This window comes from Psychrobacillus sp. INOP01 (assembly GCF_018140925.1).
In the GTDB taxonomy this organism is placed as follows: Bacteria; Bacillota; Bacilli; order Bacillales_A; family Planococcaceae; genus Psychrobacillus.
The window spans coordinates 4,158,185-4,174,733 of sequence record NZ_CP073315.1 but is presented as its reverse complement, the minus strand read 5'-3'; the positions used below and the strand labels follow the sequence as shown (position 1 = coordinate 4,174,733).

The 16,549-nt window shown below is 35.0% G+C and carries 17 protein-coding genes and 1 riboswitch; of the genes, 6 read left to right on the top strand and 11 right to left on the bottom strand.

What is annotated here, in order from left to right; all coding sequences use genetic code 11:
• Positions 1-63: 63 nt before the first annotated feature.
• Positions 64-1,005 (bottom strand): LCP family protein, encoded by a 942-nt coding sequence (locus KD050_RS20490; protein ID WP_211894132.1) that lies wholly within the window; start codon positions 1,003-1,005, stop codon positions 64-66.
• Between the two features lie 143 nt (positions 1,006-1,148).
• Between KD050_RS20490 and msrA the strand changes: the two genes are divergently transcribed.
• Positions 1,149-1,667 carry a peptide-methionine (S)-S-oxide reductase MsrA gene (msrA, locus tag KD050_RS20485; protein WP_211894131.1) on the top strand — a complete coding sequence of 173 codons (519 nt, stop codon included), beginning with the start codon at positions 1,149-1,151 and terminating at the stop codon, positions 1,665-1,667.
• A gap of 155 nt (positions 1,668-1,822) precedes the next feature.
• Here the strand turns inward: msrA and KD050_RS20480 are convergent, their stop codons facing one another.
• Positions 1,823-3,469 (bottom strand): S-layer homology domain-containing protein, encoded by a 1,647-nt coding sequence (locus tag KD050_RS20480; RefSeq protein WP_211894130.1) that lies wholly within the window; start codon positions 3,467-3,469, stop codon positions 1,823-1,825.
• 282 nt (positions 3,470-3,751) lie between these two features.
• Here KD050_RS20480 and KD050_RS20475 point away from each other — a divergent pair, with 282 nt between their 5' ends.
• A complete protein-coding gene (locus tag KD050_RS20475; RefSeq protein WP_211894129.1) occupies positions 3,752-5,353 on the top strand; it encodes an ABC-F family ATP-binding cassette domain-containing protein in 1,602 nt (533 codons plus the stop codon).
• A gap of 75 nt (positions 5,354-5,428) precedes the next feature.
• Here the strand turns inward: KD050_RS20475 and KD050_RS20470 are convergent, their stop codons facing one another.
• Complete coding sequence (locus KD050_RS20470) at positions 5,429-5,917, bottom strand: YkvA family protein (RefSeq protein WP_211894128.1); 489 nt, start codon at positions 5,915-5,917, stop codon at positions 5,429-5,431.
• Positions 5,918-6,052: 135 nt separating this feature from the next.
• Between KD050_RS20470 and KD050_RS20465 the strand changes: the two genes are divergently transcribed.
• Positions 6,053-6,682: a hypothetical protein gene (locus tag KD050_RS20465; RefSeq protein ID WP_211894127.1), complete on the top strand. Its 630-nt coding sequence runs from the start codon at positions 6,053-6,055 to the stop codon at positions 6,680-6,682.
• Between the two features lie 38 nt (positions 6,683-6,720).
• On the opposite strand, the gene KD050_RS20460 is transcribed toward KD050_RS20465, so the two are convergent.
• A complete protein-coding gene (locus KD050_RS20460) occupies positions 6,721-6,921 on the bottom strand; it encodes a cold-shock protein (protein ID WP_090561394.1) in 201 nt (66 codons plus the stop codon).
• Positions 6,922-7,100: 179 nt separating this feature from the next.
• Complete coding sequence (locus tag KD050_RS20455) at positions 7,101-7,388, bottom strand: DUF1033 family protein (protein WP_211894126.1); 288 nt, start codon at positions 7,386-7,388, stop codon at positions 7,101-7,103.
• Positions 7,389-7,542: 154 nt separating this feature from the next.
• On the opposite strand from KD050_RS20455, the gene KD050_RS20450 reads away from it, so the two are divergent.
• From KD050_RS20450 to KD050_RS20440, 3 genes are all read left to right on the top strand, one after another.
• The gene (locus tag KD050_RS20450) at positions 7,543-7,824 is read left to right on the top strand and encodes an acylphosphatase (protein ID WP_211894125.1); all 282 of its coding nucleotides are present in this window, start codon (positions 7,543-7,545) and stop codon (positions 7,822-7,824) included.
• Between the two features lie 285 nt (positions 7,825-8,109).
• Entirely contained in the window at positions 8,110-8,787 is a 678-nt protein-coding gene (locus KD050_RS20445; protein ID WP_211894124.1) for a 5-bromo-4-chloroindolyl phosphate hydrolysis family protein, read from the top strand.
• Positions 8,759-9,946 carry a toxic anion resistance protein gene (locus tag KD050_RS20440; RefSeq protein WP_211894123.1) on the top strand — a complete coding sequence of 396 codons (1,188 nt, stop codon included), beginning with the start codon at positions 8,759-8,761 and terminating at the stop codon, positions 9,944-9,946. Before KD050_RS20445 ends, KD050_RS20440 begins: the two co-directional genes overlap by 29 nt.
• A gap of 170 nt (positions 9,947-10,116) precedes the next feature.
• On the opposite strand, the gene KD050_RS20435 is transcribed toward KD050_RS20440, so the two are convergent.
• The 6 genes from KD050_RS20435 to KD050_RS20410 form a co-directional block, all read right to left on the bottom strand.
• Entirely contained in the window at positions 10,117-10,689 is a 573-nt protein-coding gene (locus KD050_RS20435; protein WP_211894122.1) for a GNAT family N-acetyltransferase, read from the bottom strand.
• Positions 10,690-10,834: 145 nt separating this feature from the next.
• Positions 10,835-12,718 (bottom strand): vWA domain-containing protein, encoded by a 1,884-nt coding sequence (locus KD050_RS20430; protein ID WP_211894121.1) that lies wholly within the window; start codon positions 12,716-12,718, stop codon positions 10,835-10,837.
• Between the two features lie 229 nt (positions 12,719-12,947).
• On the bottom strand, positions 12,948-13,811 hold the full coding sequence (locus KD050_RS20425) for an AAA family ATPase (RefSeq protein WP_211894120.1): 864 nt from the start codon (positions 13,809-13,811) through the stop codon (positions 12,948-12,950).
• 53 nt (positions 13,812-13,864) lie between these two features.
• Positions 13,865-14,062 carry a DUF6501 family protein gene (locus KD050_RS20420; protein ID WP_211894119.1) on the bottom strand — a complete coding sequence of 66 codons (198 nt, stop codon included), beginning with the start codon at positions 14,060-14,062 and terminating at the stop codon, positions 13,865-13,867.
• Positions 14,063-14,141: 79 nt separating this feature from the next.
• Positions 14,142-14,363: a transcriptional regulator gene (locus KD050_RS20415; protein WP_211894118.1), complete on the bottom strand. Its 222-nt coding sequence runs from the start codon at positions 14,361-14,363 to the stop codon at positions 14,142-14,144.
• Positions 14,364-14,410: 47 nt separating this feature from the next.
• Positions 14,411-16,255: a DNA ligase D gene (locus KD050_RS20410; protein WP_211894117.1), complete on the bottom strand. Its 1,845-nt coding sequence runs from the start codon at positions 16,253-16,255 to the stop codon at positions 14,411-14,413.
• Positions 16,256-16,428: 173 nt separating this feature from the next.
• Positions 16,429-16,534, top strand: a riboswitch (purine riboswitch).
• Positions 16,535-16,549: the final 15 nt, after the last annotated feature.

The following is a 16,549-nucleotide window of genomic DNA, read 5'->3' as shown; positions in this document are numbered from 1 at the left end:
AACTTCCTTTCTATATATATTTATTTTACGGAGGAAAAATAAATATGGCAATCTTAAAGCAATTTATTTTTCTAAAAACTCTGTAATTGCCTCTTTATTCATTTCTTTATCGAGTACAATGACTGATCCAGCATGACTATAGTTCTTAAATGAATAAGTTCCTTCCACTGGGATTGTCATTTTTTCCATTTCTAACTTACCACTTACAACTGCATCTAACACTCGTTTTGTTTTGTCTGAACGAGAATAATCTGTTTGGATATATCCCTCAGTCGCCCCTATGAATTTTGGTAAATTTGGAATATTTTCTATTGATAACAACTCATCCTTTAGGACTTCCATCACAAGCTGTTGCCTACCTACACGTCCAAAGTCTCCTTCAGCATCCGAACGAAAACGCGCATAACCAAGTAATTCTTGTCCGTTTAGATTCTGTTGTCCTTTTTTGAGCGTAACACCAATTTTTTCAGACATATCCTTTTCTACATTTACTGGCACGCCATTTGGTGAAATTATATCAACTAGAGATTCAAAGCTCTTAAAATCAATTAATGCATAGTGGTGAATTGGTAAGTCGAACATTTCTTGAATAGTATCTTTCAATAACTGTACTCCATCTAAGTAAAAGGCTGTATTTAATTTATAGGATTGATAACCTGGGATATCGGCATATATATCCCGCATGAAAGATATAGCTTTTACGTCATTATTTTGCTTATCCCAAGAAAAAATCATCATGGTATCTGTACGTGACTTATCTTCCCCTCTTGAATCCACACCTAGAACCAAGATATTTTCACGGTCGCCTTGTTTAAGTACGTCCCCTTCGAAATCCATTGGATCCTTTTGTGCTGTATCCGCTAATTTATAGCCAATAGAATATTGAGTAAATGTATAAATACCAATTCCTATAGCTAAAAACAGTAAAAAAACAAATATAATACGCCCTATTCTTGGACGTCTTTTTCTTCGACGTCTTCTAGTTTGTTGTAATTCTTCTTCCATCTTTAAATCTCTCCTTTATACCTTAATAATAACGTATTTCTTCTCAAAAAAGTTTCGGATTTTTGTACTACTACAAAACAAGTGGTAAAATCTATTTTACATAAAGTAAATTTCAATACGTGAGATTAATAGGAGGAATGAACATGATAGAAAAAGCAACTTTTGCAGGCGGATGTTTTTGGTGCATGGTAAAACCATTCGATACATGGGACGGCATACATAAGGTAACTTCTGGATACATGGGTGGACAACTAGATAACCCTACATATGAAGATGTAAAAAAAGGTGATTCTGGTCATCTAGAGGTTGTAGAAATACAATTTGATCCGAGCATTTTCTCATACAACCAATTATTAGAAATATTTTGGCAACAAATTGATCCTACCGATGATGGCGGTCAATTTCAAGATCGTGGAGAAAGTTATCGCACTGCCATATTTATTCATTCGGATGAACAAAGAGAGCTTGCGGAGCAATCGAAAAAACAGCTTGCAGCAAGTGGAAAATTCTCTAAGCCTATTGTTACCGAAATTCGAGAAGCTAAAACATTTTATGAAGCGGAAGAATATCATCAAGACTACTATAAAAAAAGCCCTTCACACTATAAAGAGGATCGTGCACAATCAGGCCGAGATGAATTTATAGAGAAAAACTGGAAATAGATTACTACACAAATAGTCCTCAGTTACATTGTTAAAATTGTTTCTGGGGACTTTGCATTTACTAAAACAATTATATTCAACGAGTCCCATTTTACCATTTCAGATTCTTGTGTGAAGAATACAAAAACGACCATGTTTTCACATGATCGCTTTAGTTATTTTATGACTTCTAATGTTCGATGTAAAAATACCGAGAAATGTTGTCTTGTGATAGGCTCGTTTGGCATAAATTTGCCGTTTGACCCTATTGTAATTCCATTACTTGCTAAAATTTGAATATAGTTATGAAAACCATTCGATGAATTAACATCACGAAAAGCAAATCCTTCACCTTTCATTTTTAAGTCAAATGTATTTACTAAAATTTTGGCCATTTGACCGCGTGTTAAGTTAGACTCTGGATTCATGTTGGACCCACTTCCATCGATGATTCCTGCCTCATAAAATGCTTTCATAGGTGCATAAGCTGGATGAGATAATTTCAAATCTTTAAATGTTTTCATCGTGCGGATTTTCGTTAATTCAAGTCCCTCAATACGACTTAAAAAGACAAAAACATGCTTACGCTTTATAGCTTCATTCGGAAGGAACTTCCCGTCGGGATAGCCCTTATTAATACCTTGCTGTGCGAGTGCTTCTATTTGTTTATAATACATATGTGTAGCAGGCACATCTGAAAAGCGTTCAATTCGCATTGTAAGATCGTATTCTTCATAACCTTCTACTCCGAAAGCTGGGAGGTATTCCACATAATATGTACCTGCTTCTAACACTCTCGTCGCAACGATATTTCTAGTATCACTGGTTGCATAACCTCCAGTTGAAAGTTGACTTCCTTTTTCATCTAAAAAAATGAGAGCACCTAAGCTTTTTTGTGCATTCGCGATAAACATCACTTTGGCATCTTTTACTAGTGTAAACTTGTAATAATCGTTCGATTGCGAATAATTGACTCCTCTACTATATAAAAAGCCCCTATAGGTTATGTTATTGGCGAGCACATCTGCACTTGCTATTTGAAGATTGCGTCCGCTTTCCCAAACATGTTCATCTAAAGGTTCAAAACTCGTTGAGAACGTGTAATGTGCTATTGCTTGATCGGAGACATTTAACTTAATCTTGAAATAATAGGTCCCTGGTTGAAGTAACACTTCGAGCTCATTTGAATCACGAATATTTTTTAGTTTGAACATATTGGCATTTTCTTCATTGACCGCTTCCATATCAAAGCCAAAGCTATTGACTGTCGTTCCTTCTGTCGCTTGTGCATGAAGCTTTACTTTTCCAAACCTCGGGATTTCTACTTTGTAAATGTCGTAATCAGATGAGATACCCATACCGTACAAAGCCCCTTCGTATGTGTCTCCAAGCTTATATGGATTTGCTTCTGATTTCTCGTTGTTAGGCTCTACATCTGTACCTTCAATTTGGCTCGTTTCATAAGTTAACGTATAATCCCCTCTATTATAGAAATAAGCAGAAACGAGCACATTATATGTGCCTGCCTTTAAATTAACCGACTGCACAGTGCTTTCTTTATTGCCAGCTTCTGGCTTCCTCGCAATTGACGCAATACGCTGCTTCGTGCTATTGGAAAGAATAACAGTGTATCCAGATTTGCCATCCCGTAGCGTAAATGTCACGCGTGCATCTTCTTCAAGTGTTAAAACATGTGTACTTTTAACTTTTTCATCAAACAATCCTGTGAATACTTCACCTTGTTGCCATTCGGCAGCTTGCACATTTTGTCCATACATTGCAAAAGCAAAGAATCCGAATGCCATAATTACCCATCTTCTCACAAAAACACTCCTAATAATAAAGTAGTTACTTTTGCTATTATAAAGGTAATATATTACTTAAATAGTAGTATTTTTTGGGAATAAGAGATGTTTATTATTATAATAGCGGAGTTAGAAGTAGGATCTGAATCCCTGTTCAGTCAAGCTTACAAGCTAATGGATCCAATTTTGGGGCAAGTCATTTATTGAAGTACCTTCAAACCCTATAAAATCAACGATTTATAGAATTTGTTCATATTTCATGCTATAATAAATACATTGTGAATTTTAGGAGGTACTAGCATGATTGCAGTAAGTAACATAAGTCTTCGTTTTGGTGACCGTAAATTGTTCGAAGACGTAAATATAAAGTTTACACCAGGAAACTGTTATGGATTGATTGGTGCAAATGGAGCAGGTAAGTCAACATTTATCAAAATTTTGTCTGGTGAAATTGAGGCACAAGAAGGCAATGTCATTATGAACCCAGATGAACGTTTAGCAATTTTAAAACAAAATCACTTCGAATACGAAGAGTACACTGTTTTAGAAACAGTTATGATGGGGCACAAACGTTTATATGAAGTAATGAATGAAAAAAATGCTATCTACATGAAAGAGGATTTTTCAGATGAAGATGGTATGCGTGCAGCCGAATTAGAAGGCGAATTTGCTGACTTGAATGGTTGGGAAGCGGAATCAGAAGCAGCAATACTTTTACAAGGTCTTGGTATTCCTGATGACATGCACCAAAAGAAAATGGCTGATTTAACTGGTTCGGAAAAGGTAAAAGTTCTTTTATCTCAAGCCCTTTTTGGTAAACCAGATGTACTATTACTAGATGAGCCTACTAACCATTTAGACATTAAAGCTATTCAATGGCTGGAAGATTTCCTTATTAACTTTGATAATACTGTAATCGTAGTATCCCATGACCGTCATTTCTTGAACAAAGTATGTACACATATTGCGGATTTAGATTTCAGTAAAATTCAAGTTTACGTTGGAAACTATGATTTCTGGTATGAATCAAGTCAACTGGCTTCCAAATTAGCTTCAGATCAAAATAGTAAAAAAGAAGAGAAAATTAAAGAGCTACAGGCATTCATTGCTCGATTTAGTGCCAATGCCTCTAAATCCAAACAAGCAACATCTCGTAAGAAAATGCTAGACAAAATAGAACTCGATGATATCAGACCGTCGTCTCGTAAATATCCATATGTAAACTTTGCGATGAAACGTGAAATCGGAAATGATGTTTTACAAGTTCAAGATTTAGGTCATTCTACAGAAGACAAAAAACTCTTCACCAATTTGAGCTTTACGATGAATAAAGAAGACAAAATTATTCTCCTAGGTGATGAATTAGCGAAGTCAGCATTATTACGTATTCTAGCTGAGGAAGAAGAACCAAACGAAGGTTCAATACGTTGGGGTATTACTACAACCCGTGCCTACTTCCCGCTTGACAATGCAAAGTACTTTGAAGGCAGTGAACCATCGCTAGTAGACTGGTTACGTCAGTATTCGCCTGATGATGAAAGCGAAACATTTCTACGAGGATTCCTAGGTCGTATGCTTTTCTCAGGGGAAGAAGTTAAGAAAAAACCTTCAGTTCTTTCAGGTGGAGAAAAAGTTCGTTGCATGCTTTCTAAAATGATGCTTTCGGAATCGAATGTATTATTACTAGACGAACCAACGAATCACTTGGATCTTGAGTCTATTCAAGCATTAAATAATGGCCTTACATTATTCAAAGGTGCTATGATTTTCACATCTCATGACCATCAGTTCATCCAAACAATTGCAAATCGCGTAATTGAAATCCGCGAAGACGGTTCAATTTTAGATAAACAATTGACTTACGATGAGTTCCTAGAGTGGAAAGAATCACAAAATCTTTAAGATATACACTAGCTGCAAAACATAAAATGCTTTAACTTATATAAGAGAAAAAGGGAGAGGTAAACTTTAGTTTCCTCACCCTTTTTTTGATGTTTTGATAAATCTACCGAGTAATGATCTTGTCGGTAATTTCCCTAGTAATGTATCACTTGTTTCGGAAACCTTCTTCAGTACGTCTAATAATTTCTCATTTCCAGCCCAATGCTCTTCAATCACTTCTGGCGAAAATTTATTTAATAACATATTCACTACAAAGGTAGCTACAATAATGTCGTCGATAAAACCACCTGGTCCTACCAATCCTTCAGGTAATACATCTATCGGAGTAATGAAATACAATATCCCACTACCAACAAGTGTTTTACTCTTAGCATCTAATCGATCATCAAACAACGACTTCACCAATAAATGAAATAAATCCGGCGCAAACAAAAGATATGGAGTAAACTTTCCTACTTTACCTGATTTACTATCTACATAGTCTGTGATTTTAGAACGTAATTTTATATAGAAGTCTTGCTGTTCCTCATAGGTTGGTAATTCTTTTTTGAGTTCTACATTCATGGTCCTATCCCCTTTCTCTTTTCACTATACCAAAAAAAAGACAATTTGAAACATTATTGGCTTTCTTGCGTCTAATCCTCCTACAAGGATGTAATCTAAGAAGGAAGACTTATACTATGAGGGAGGAGGATTATAATGAAAAACCTTTTAGTAATGTTAATTCCAATTATTTTTCTTTTTTCTTGTACGAATGAACAGTCATCAGAACCTCATGAATCATCAAAAGCACAGACTCAAATAGGCATAGAAGAAGGAACAAATTTAAAGCATTATTTTTTAAAGGATAATTCCACTGCAAAATTTAAAGGAGTAGGCAACGAATATGCCACTTTTACATTAAAGACCCACTATCTATACGATAATTACGTAGCTACGTATGAAGATAATGGCGGTACGGTTACGAGAAGATATTATAAAATATCACCTACCCAAATTACTCTTATCAATGAACAAAGCGAAGCATATGAAGAAGCTAATCCATCTCTTGAGGAACTAAAAACAATGGAGGACATCTCCGTCTATTTGGAATTGCCTTTAGAAGTTGGAAATGAATTTAATGGTTGGCGAATAACTTCGGCAACAACAACAGTGGAAACTGATTTACAGACTTTCGAAAACGTAATTGTATTGGAAAAAATAGATGAACAAGGAAATCTTATGAGGAAATATTTTGCCGAGGATTATGGGGAAATTCAACGAGATTATGTCTCAAATACGTCTGAAGATCCATTTACAGTATCCTCAGTTATTGAATATATAAAATGAAAAAGAAGCACATCATTAAGGTGTGCTTCTTTGTACTCTTATAGTTTTGTAACGTTTGCAGCTTGAGGTCCGCGGTTACCTTCAACTACTTCAAATTCAACTTTTTGGCCTTCTTCAAGTGATTTGAAGCCTTCTCCTTGGATTGCTGAGAAGTGTACGAATACGTCATTTTCTCCTTCAACTTCGATAAACCCAAATCCTTTTTCTGCGTTAAACCATTTTACTGTACCTTGTTTCATTCTATTACCTCCAAAAAATTAATCAATACGTGAAAAAAATTCACATATTCCATGAAGTACCGATCTCACATCGATCACTTCATAGGATATGTGAATAATAATTACGGTATTTTTCACTTTGAATTGTTAATTAAATTATATCAGCTGCTACAATTTAGTCAATGAGTATTTTTACAATTCTAAATTGTTTCTCTGAGATCATTCCAGATCAAGCCATGATATATTTGCAAATCATCATCACATGATTCACAAAAGCATTGTTCCTTTTCTGACCAAAAAGCCCAATACATATTATGCTTACTTTTTTCTTTAGGAAATATACCACGTAATTCTATGAGTTTCCTATCTAAAAAGGACCGCGCCTCTGTTTCATGTTCAAAAGCGTGTTTTTCTATAATATGCTGTTCCCAACCTTCAAAAAGCCACCATGGCTCATAGTCCGCTTTCATGTAAATTACTTCAAACATTTTCATCGCCTCTAACATTTTTTATTAACTCATATTTTACTGTTCTTATATAAAATGTCTACTTATACGTCTTAAGAATTTATAAATTGAAAATTCCTACTTTTTAAGTTAAGTTATAGTTAATACTATTAACTTTAAATTAGGAGACTATGTTATGAAAAAACGTGCTTATATTCAAATGCATGGCGATGTAGATGGAGTAGGTTTTCGATTTTTAGTGAAACAAAAAGCTCAATCCCTTGGATTAAAAGGCAGTTGCAAACAAACGGACGACAAACTTATCGTTATTGATATAGAAGGCGATACAAATCGACTGGAGGAGTTTTTAGAATATATTCAAAAAGGAGTCTCCCCTCTATCTCATACTAATGCTTTTAGAATCGAATTCTTTGATGAGCTAAAGGGCTATACCACTATGGAGTCAGATATCGTTTAATATTTGTTGAAAATGAAACCTTCTTCAAATTGAATCGTATATAGTAGTATAGAAAAAGTAAAGCTTCAATCAGTGCGGATTTTCTTCATCCTCCACTAATTGAAAAACTGAACTCAGGCAAAAATAGCCACATCGTGCGGCAATGCCTGAGTGACCAACATCCTGTTGGTCCGAACCATTCGGGCTTTTACGGGGAGTTATTCTCCACTTATGCTTTGTTACTCGATACCAAGCTTTGAAGTGGGAGTATTACTGCCCGTTATGCGGGAAAAAGGAGGGAACATCATGAATGAAGTAGCTCAAACCTTCATACGACATTGCTTAAATATACCGATTATGATCACTTCTTGGTTTGTTTTCTTTTTTTCCGTTGAAAGTGGATTTTTCTGGAGCTCCGCTTTAGCTATCGGAGTATATGTTGTCTCTAATTTTACGATAAAGAAAATACAACAAAGACGGATTATGAAAAAACATCAAATGACTCTATCTGAGTATTTCCATATTCAACAACAGTTAAAAGAAGCTAATAAAAAGATAAAAGCTTTAAATAGTCAATATTTGAAAGTACGTTCTATCAGTTCGTTTAAACAATTATTCGAGATGAATCGATTAGCAAAACGGATTATTTCACTTGTTAAATCTGATCCAAAAAAATTTTACCAGGCTGAAAATTTCTTTTATGCACATTTAGATTCTGCTGTAGAACTAACATCAAAATATACATTGTTGGTTTCACAACCAGTGAAGAACAAGGATATGAAATTAGCATTACAAGACACACGTGATACACTAGAATCTATTAGTACAGTAATGGAAGAGGATTTAAACAATGTACTAGCCTCTGATGTGGAGCTCCTTAAAATGGAATTAGATTTTGCCAAATTATCCGTTAAACAAACAGAAAAACCTTTATATTTAGAAGGAGAATCAGAAAATGAACGAAAAGTTATCAAATACAAATGACGATATATTAATGGATGAATTATTATCTAGTCCATTTAATTTGGATACTGCCAAACCACAAGCCGTTTCCGCAGAAACAGAAGCAACTCCAACCAAATTGATAGATAGATTATCTGAAGCAGAGCAACAAAAGGCTCGCCAACTAGCAGAACAGATTCCAGCTGGTAACTATGAGGCAATTTTAACCTACGGTGCTAATGCACAATCAGAACTCACCCGTTTTTCGCACCAAATGTTAGACCATGTCCAAAAGAAGGATATTGGACCAGTTGGAGATATTTTAAGTGATTTAATGAGTAAACTATCCCAGATTAATCCAGAGGAACTATCAACTGAGAAAAAATCAGGTATCAAAAAATTATTTAGTCGTGTTAATCGATCCGTACAAGAACTAATGACTAAGTATCAAAAACTTAGTACACAAATAGACCGTATTGGAATCCAATTGGAACATTCCAAACGAGGACTTGTTGAAGATGTTCAAATGCTCAATAAACTCTATGATCAAAATAAAACCTATTTCCAAGCATTAAACGTATACATTGCTGCAGCAGAATTAAAACGAGATGACATAGTGAATGTAACTATTCCAGAGTTAAGACGTAAAGCAGAACTATCCAATGATCAAATGGCATTCCAAGAAGTAAATGATATGGCTCAATTTGTGGATCGTCTAGAAAAAAGGGTTTATGATTTACAGCTATCTCGACAAATAACGATTCAAAGCGCACCACAAATTCGTCTGATCCAGCAAACCAATCAAACACTTGCAGAAAAAATTCAGTCATCCATTATGACTTCTATCCCACTTTGGAAAAACCAAATCGCGATCGCATTAACATTAAATCGTCAGCAAAAAGCGGTTGCAGCACAAAAACAAGTTACTAAAACAACGAATGACCTATTACTAAAAAACTCGGAGATGCTAAAGGTTAATAGCATTGAAACCGCAAAAGAAAATGAACGAGGAATTGTTGAAATCGATACATTGAAGAAAACACAAGAAAACTTATTGCAAACAATTGAAGAAACTATGCGTATTCAAGCAGATGGCCGTGTAAAACGAAAAGCTGCAGAAATAGAAATCGGTCGCATGGAAGAAGAATTGAAACAACGTCTTCTCCTCATAGCTGACCAATCTAAACACCGCTCTTCCTAATAGATATTGAGCACAAGAGGTTAGAAATCACATTTAATACTAACAAAAAGAATTCATTTAAAAATCAGCATTGATTTAAAATGAATTCTTTTCTTGCTATTTAGATTTACAATTTTATAAGAAAGCCCTGTTCTGGTTAAGTACCTGGTAGACTAAATTGTTATATTCTATCAGTATGACTTCAACATGTTTTTCTTACTTTCATCATTAAACACTAATACCTCATGAGACGAGTCATAGGAATCACCATAAAAATGCTCGTCTTTATACGTGTGGATATTTTCATAGGTCCATTTCATGGCTTCGTAAATTGCATATTCATCTTCATCTGATGGGGACCAATATAAAATTTCCAAAATGGTACTTTCACCGGTTGCAAGAGAACGTCGTGAGTATCCAATGCGGGTTGCGTGTTTGAATTCTTCACGTGCATAAAATTTTAGACGTTTTTCTGAATCTGTATCTTCATAGTTAATAGGTTCTACTTCCAATAAAATAACCTTATTCTTCTCTTTTAATTTATTCAATAATTTCCGACCAAGACCTTCACCGCGAGCTTCCTTTGAAACAAATAAATAATCCACAAAGATAAAGTTTTCAAATTCCACGTACATCAATACGTGCTTTGGACCTTCATCTTTTATATACACATTTTCTTTATCAGCTAAAAGTGTTTCCATATGAACTCGAGATTTCATTTCATCGACTGGAAAATATTGATTGAGCTTTTCATACCAATTCAATAGGAACGATTCTCCTTCCATAAATTGTAGTTTGTGCTCGGTGATTTGTTTAAGAGACTTTATAAGAGGAACAAGTTACCGAGAAAAATCCTCGATTATATTTATTCCCTATTTTTTGGTTCATAAACATATTAAGCTTCCTCACTTAGGAACTTTGTACAACAAGATGAAGCATTTTTCGAAGTAATCGAAGTGTTTCCTCAGAAAACTTTTCTAATGAAGATGCAGTAGCTGATTTCTTATCATAAATTAAGCGGAATAAATTCAGCTGCTCCTCTGTTGCCTCTTGATCATTTAAAAATAAATGTAAAACAGTTATACCAAGTTGCTCCTGCTCTAACACTGCCTCTGCTGTATCCATGATACCATTTTGGGCATAACCAAATGCAGAAGGCTCACCATCCGAAAATACAAGAAGGAACTTATGAGCCTCGGGTCTATTTTCTAATCGTTTTCCCATCCATCTTATTGCAAACCCGTCCCTATTATCTTCATGAGCAACCATAGAAAGAATATCTAAGCCGTTATCTTTTTGCCCATCCTCTAACTTATGAACCCATTCAAATGCATTCGGTTGGGATGTTTCCGTAGCCTCATAAGCATCTTCATAATGCAGTACAACTTCATGCGTAATTTTCAGCTCTCTTAATACATCATGAAAAAGTAAAACAGCTTTTCTTGTTTCCTCCATCTTATCCTGCATGGAAGCAGAACCGTCAACTAACAAACCAAAAACGGCATTTAATCGAATGCTTGGAGCGTTCTTTTTATAAAAGGGTTTAGGTCTTTCATCTGTCCAAAGAGCTGTTAATTTTGTAGATAGCCTTCCCTTTGTTAAGTTAGTACGTTTATCTAGACGTTTTTGCTCTAACCGTTTTTTCATCTCTTGCACAAATGCCTTTAGATATGGCGCATGCTCCTGACGGTACTTGTAGAGTAGATGCTTATTGTCAGAAGGACTAGTGATTACAATACGTTGTTCCTTGTAAACAACGTTTGTATGTTCTTTACCAAATGATTTACCAGCTTTTTTCAAATCACTGGATTGATCATTATTGGATAGTTCCACCTGTCCTTCCTTACTGTTACCGCTAGACTGACCCATTCCAGTCAACGTAATTTCATGCCCCTCTTGCCCTTCCTCGGCATCGACTGCTTGTTCCGCTTTTCCATCTCTTCCATGCTCTAGTTCATATTGAAGATGCACACCATTTTCCTGCTCATTTTCCCGGTGCCAAGATCTAAATATCTCTTCAATCGTATCTTTCTCACCCTCTTCACCAGTTTGAGAATTTTTTACCCCTTTATGGTAGTGAAAATCCTTCGTTGCTATACTTGAGTAAGAAATAATTGCGTAATATTGCAGTAAGCTATCCTCTTTCACATATTCGCTCAAAAGAAAATAAAGCTGATAAACCAAATTTATAGATTGTTGAGTATTTTTAGATTCGTATATCTTTTGAATGATGCTATTTGCTAGATAAAAAATATCTGGGCCCTTAACATACATCGTACCTTCATATAGGGAAATATATAAATAACTTATAAATGCGTCAGCTAAGAATCCTTTTTGTACATTCACTCGGAGCTGCTGTCTATGAAAATCCATATAAGTTTTTATACGAGTTTGAAATGTTTTTTGCGTACCAACTCTTTTTTTCTGAATCATTTCGATCATTCGAAATTCTTCTAAACAAAACAACAACTGATCCATGAATTTTGGTAGATTATTTGGTTTCTCTTCCTGAAAATCCTGCCAATTTGATACATCAAAATACTTCCAGAATCCTTCTGCCATAAGGAAAATGTCAGACATTCTACCGGCACGCATCACATGTTCCTCGCGATGTCTCCAAAACACACTTAAAGAAATAGTCTGTTCCCCTGGTTGAAATTCCATTAGTTTACGTTCATTTATTGCTAAAAACGTATTTTTTGTTAAAGCTTTTGCTACATTTTCATAGTGCATTAGTTCTCTAGCATCTATAGTTTCATTATTGAACTGTATAAAACGGTCAACTGAACCCATTTATCTCCCTCACTTTATCCCGAATTAACGGAGAGTATGACTCCAACTTCAAGGCTTAGCTAAAGTAACCAAGCGGAAGTGGGAGATAACTGCACATCAAAGCCCGCCTTAGAACATAGACGAAAAACGGCACGTCGCGTGGCTTCGACTATGTGACTAGCTTCCTGCAAGCATAGGGTAAGTTTTGATTAATTTCAATTAGGCAAGAAACACCCCCCTGATTGAAGTTTCACTTTATCCAAGAAGCGGCCAATGCTAATACAAGCTGTTTTTCTTGGTCATCCTCTAGCTTTTCTGCAATAGCATATGTAATCGCTCTAATCGGCTCCATGTATAGCGCCAATTCAGTAGCATATAGCAGGCTTCTAATAGATGCCGCTTCCTCTGATAGTAACCCTTGTTTGACTTGTTCCATTAAATCATTGGCTAGATTCAGCATAAGGATATGTAATGCTCTCGGCGCTGCTGGAAACATCTCTTGCCATAGTTTTTCAAGATGTTCACCTGAAATATATGGAATGGAAAAAGAAACGAAACGATTTTTCAACGCTTCATTCATAGGTGTAGTCCCTATATAACCTTCGTTGATCGCAGAAATAACCGAAAAATCGGGATGCGCTTTTATTACTTCTCCTGTAAAAGGGTTTGTTAGCATTCTTCTATAATCCAGTACACTATGTAAAATAGGAAGCGTCTCTGATTTCGCCATATTTATCTCATCAATATATAAAATATGCCCTTTTTTCATAGCTTCTACTACAGGGCCATCTACAAAATCAATTACACTTACTCCTTCACTTGTCACTATTGTTTTAAATCCAAGTAAAGCCTCTGCATCTAGGTCAACTGAACAGTTTATACTTTGAATAGGCTGCGCGAAAAATTCTGAAACCGTTTCAGCAAGCTTCGTTTTTCCTGCTCCTGTCGGTCCTTTTAACAAAACAGGCTTCTTTAATGAAACAGCAATAAGTACATCCTCGAGTAAATGTTCTTCTGGCGAAAGATACCCACCCGCACCAATAAGAGCTGCGTCTTGTTCGGAATGCACTCGAATCAATCTCTTCTGTTGTTCTTCCTTTACTATATCTTTCATATTCTGCTCTTGTCTCCTTATGAAAAAAAACCGATGAGATTACATCGGTTTTTTTATTGAAAATATTCTTTGTAGTAGCCGCCAACTTTTCCTGTGTTGTCAATCACAAATATAAATTCCTCTGTTTCATTTTTAACTTCATATGTTTTTCCAACAGTAAGCACATTACTCACAAGAAATTTTTTAGCATCTGTTTGCGAACATGTCACTGTTTTAATAGTTGGTTTTGTTGCCCAATTTGTATGTATCATATAACCACTTCCTTTATTACTAGTATACGATTCAAGGCAACTTTTTTCAATTAATCATTGCATGAATATGTGGAGAGAATTATATAGCTCCTCTTTCCTGAGGTAATATGGGAACAAGAGCTAGTACATGATCGATTAGAAATGTTCTTTTCGCTTTCTGCTTTAAACAATATGCATAGAATATATCTCCTTGTATTTTGAGTATCCTTACTTTACGCTTACTGATTTCACCAGCTTTTGATACATATATTAACTCGACAATCCAACCACGATTAAAATATTTCACTAAATCATTACGCACGTTCGTTCCCTCCTTTTTACCATTGTATTCGAACGTACGTTTTTTATTTACAACAATAAATTATTTTTCATTAGGGCTTTTAATTGGTTTAATATAAGCGAAAATTTCTCTGTTTCCAAATTTACTCTAAAGTCATGAAAGGGATTCCCCTCGTTTTTTATGCGATCTAACACATATGGAATCGAAAAGGTATCTGGTTTTAAGAACTCATTAACCTCCTTCCATTGAAGTGGAGTTGCGATAAGCCCCAACTCATTCCCCCTTGGTGAAAATGGAGCGATTATCGTTTTGCCTTCCTTATGTTGAACATAATCCAAATACAATTTATTCCCACGATTCTTTTTCAACCTTTCAGTAGTGAACCACTTGGGATCTTGCTCTACTAAAAATTCAGATATAAATTTAGTGAAAATACCAGTCTCCTCATATGTAAAGCTATCCTCCACTAGTGGAATATAAAGCTGAATACCCTTCCCACCAGAGGTTTTAACATAAGATTTAAGCTGAAATTGATCAAATATTGCTTTCATACGCAGAGCAGCTTCAACTGCCAATGAGAACTCATGAACCGAGGGTGGATCCAAGTCAAATACAACCTCAGTCGGATTATTCGTATTTACTGTTTGAAAAGGGACATGAAATTCTAAAGCCAGCTGATTTCCTAACCAGAGTAATGATTCTAAATCATTACACATCATATAGTTAATATCGTCCATTTGCTTTGTCGCAATAAATTCTGGAACATATTCTGGGCTATTTTTCTGATAGAAACTTTCTCCTGTTACTCCATGTGGAAAACGAATAACTGTAAGATGCCTATCCTTTAGAAAAGGTAAAATGTATGGCGATATTCGGTGCAGGTACAATAGATAATCATCTTTTTGTATTCCCAAGTCAGGCCATATAGGCTTATCTGGATGGGTCATCATTGTAGTTGGTGGTAAGGGATATAATTGTTTATACATTTGTTGCCAATTACAATCCAGTATGTCTTTATTCAAATTAAAGGAATGAAATCTTGGTTCCCTTAATTTTTTTCCATCAAAATCAATACAAGCAATTTCTACGCAAATGGACGGTTCTATTTCCCAAATATTATTGGATAATTTTGTCCCATTCGATTGAAATAATGCTATTAATGTATCTAGCTCTATCTCGGATAGTCCGTGACGAAATGTAACTACTTCTAATAAAGAGGTATCTTTATAAAGTGCACCATGAAAAAAGCCATTACTTTTATCATATTTAGTTAAAATGACACTTATAAATCTCCAGTTTTTTATTTTTAACCACTTGGTAGTCCGCTTGGCGCTATTCCATGTACTATTTTTTTGTTTAGCGATTAACCCTTCTCCATTATTTGTGACTATTCTATCCCACAATAGTGTATTGTCTTTAAATACATCAATGGCCTGCAATCTATTTGTATCTTGATAATTTATAGATACAGGAAGCAGGGCTTTTTTAAACAGTCGATCCAGTTGCTGCTTTCGCTTACTTAAAGAAAGATTTGTCAAGTCGCATCCTTTAGATTCGAGCAAATCAAATACAATATAATGACAAGCAAATATTTGTGAATTATTTTTTATAGTCTCGACATTTTTCAAACGACCTCTTAACTGAACTTTGGAAAAATCACTTTGAAAATTATTTATTAAATACACTAATTCTCCATCCATCGTTAGTGGTAAAAAGCTTTTAATTTGGTTAAAAATCTCATGACAAAAGTTAATAATCTCTGGAAACATATCATTTAGTAATTTTCCATTTCTACTTTTCAGTAAAGGCTCATGTTCCCATTCTAAAATGCATCGGAATCCATCATATTTCGTTTCATACACCCACTCATTTCCTACTGGAACTTCCATTGAGGCAGTTAAAAGCATCGGCATCTATTGTTTACCTACTTCCAATGTTTTTCATTAGTTTTCTAATTTATTCTACTTTTGATACATAAAAGGTGGGAAAACACTCACTTTTATAATAATTTTTAACATTACAACATTATTCATTTATATTGTTTCGTCCCAAACACTAGTATATAATGATCACTATTCCTAAAAAATAATCCACAAATTATTATCCTTGTATAATATCAGTTTAACTCGGCCTGATAGTTTCTACCTGGCAGCCGCTATAAATGCCGGACTACAAGGAAGCATGAAAAAGAGAGATATTAAGTAAGG

Bases quoted from the DNA above. Each gene is read 5' to 3' on its own strand.
- KD050_RS20490 (WP_211894132.1), bottom strand. From the start codon at position 1,005: ATGGAAGAAGAATTACAACAAACTAGAAGACGTCGAAGAAAAAGACGT.
- msrA (WP_211894131.1), top strand. From the start codon at position 1,149: ATGATAGAAAAAGCAACTTTTGCAGGCGGATGTTTTTGGTGCATGGTA.
- KD050_RS20475 (WP_211894129.1), top strand. From the start codon at position 3,752: ATGATTGCAGTAAGTAACATAAGTCTTCGTTTTGGTGACCGTAAATTG.
- KD050_RS20470 (WP_211894128.1), bottom strand. From the start codon at position 5,917: ATGAATGTAGAACTCAAAAAAGAATTACCAACCTATGAGGAACAGCAA.
- KD050_RS20465 (WP_211894127.1), top strand. From the start codon at position 6,053: ATGAAAAACCTTTTAGTAATGTTAATTCCAATTATTTTTCTTTTTTCT.
- KD050_RS20460 (WP_090561394.1), bottom strand. From the start codon at position 6,921: ATGAAACAAGGTACAGTAAAATGGTTTAACGCAGAAAAAGGATTTGGG.
- KD050_RS20455 (WP_211894126.1), bottom strand. From the start codon at position 7,388: ATGTTTGAAGTAATTTACATGAAAGCGGACTATGAGCCATGGTGGCTT.
- KD050_RS20450 (WP_211894125.1), top strand. From the start codon at position 7,543: ATGAAAAAACGTGCTTATATTCAAATGCATGGCGATGTAGATGGAGTA.
- KD050_RS20445 (WP_211894124.1), top strand. From the start codon at position 8,110: ATGAATGAAGTAGCTCAAACCTTCATACGACATTGCTTAAATATACCG.
- KD050_RS20440 (WP_211894123.1), top strand. From the start codon at position 8,759: ATGAACGAAAAGTTATCAAATACAAATGACGATATATTAATGGATGAA.
- KD050_RS20430 (WP_211894121.1), bottom strand. From the start codon at position 12,718: ATGGGTTCAGTTGACCGTTTTATACAGTTCAATAATGAAACTATAGAT.
- KD050_RS20425 (WP_211894120.1), bottom strand. From the start codon at position 13,811: ATGAAAGATATAGTAAAGGAAGAACAACAGAAGAGATTGATTCGAGTG.
- KD050_RS20420 (WP_211894119.1), bottom strand. From the start codon at position 14,062: ATGATACATACAAATTGGGCAACAAAACCAACTATTAAAACAGTGACA.
- KD050_RS20410 (WP_211894117.1), bottom strand. From the start codon at position 16,255: ATGCCGATGCTTTTAACTGCCTCAATGGAAGTTCCAGTAGGAAATGAG.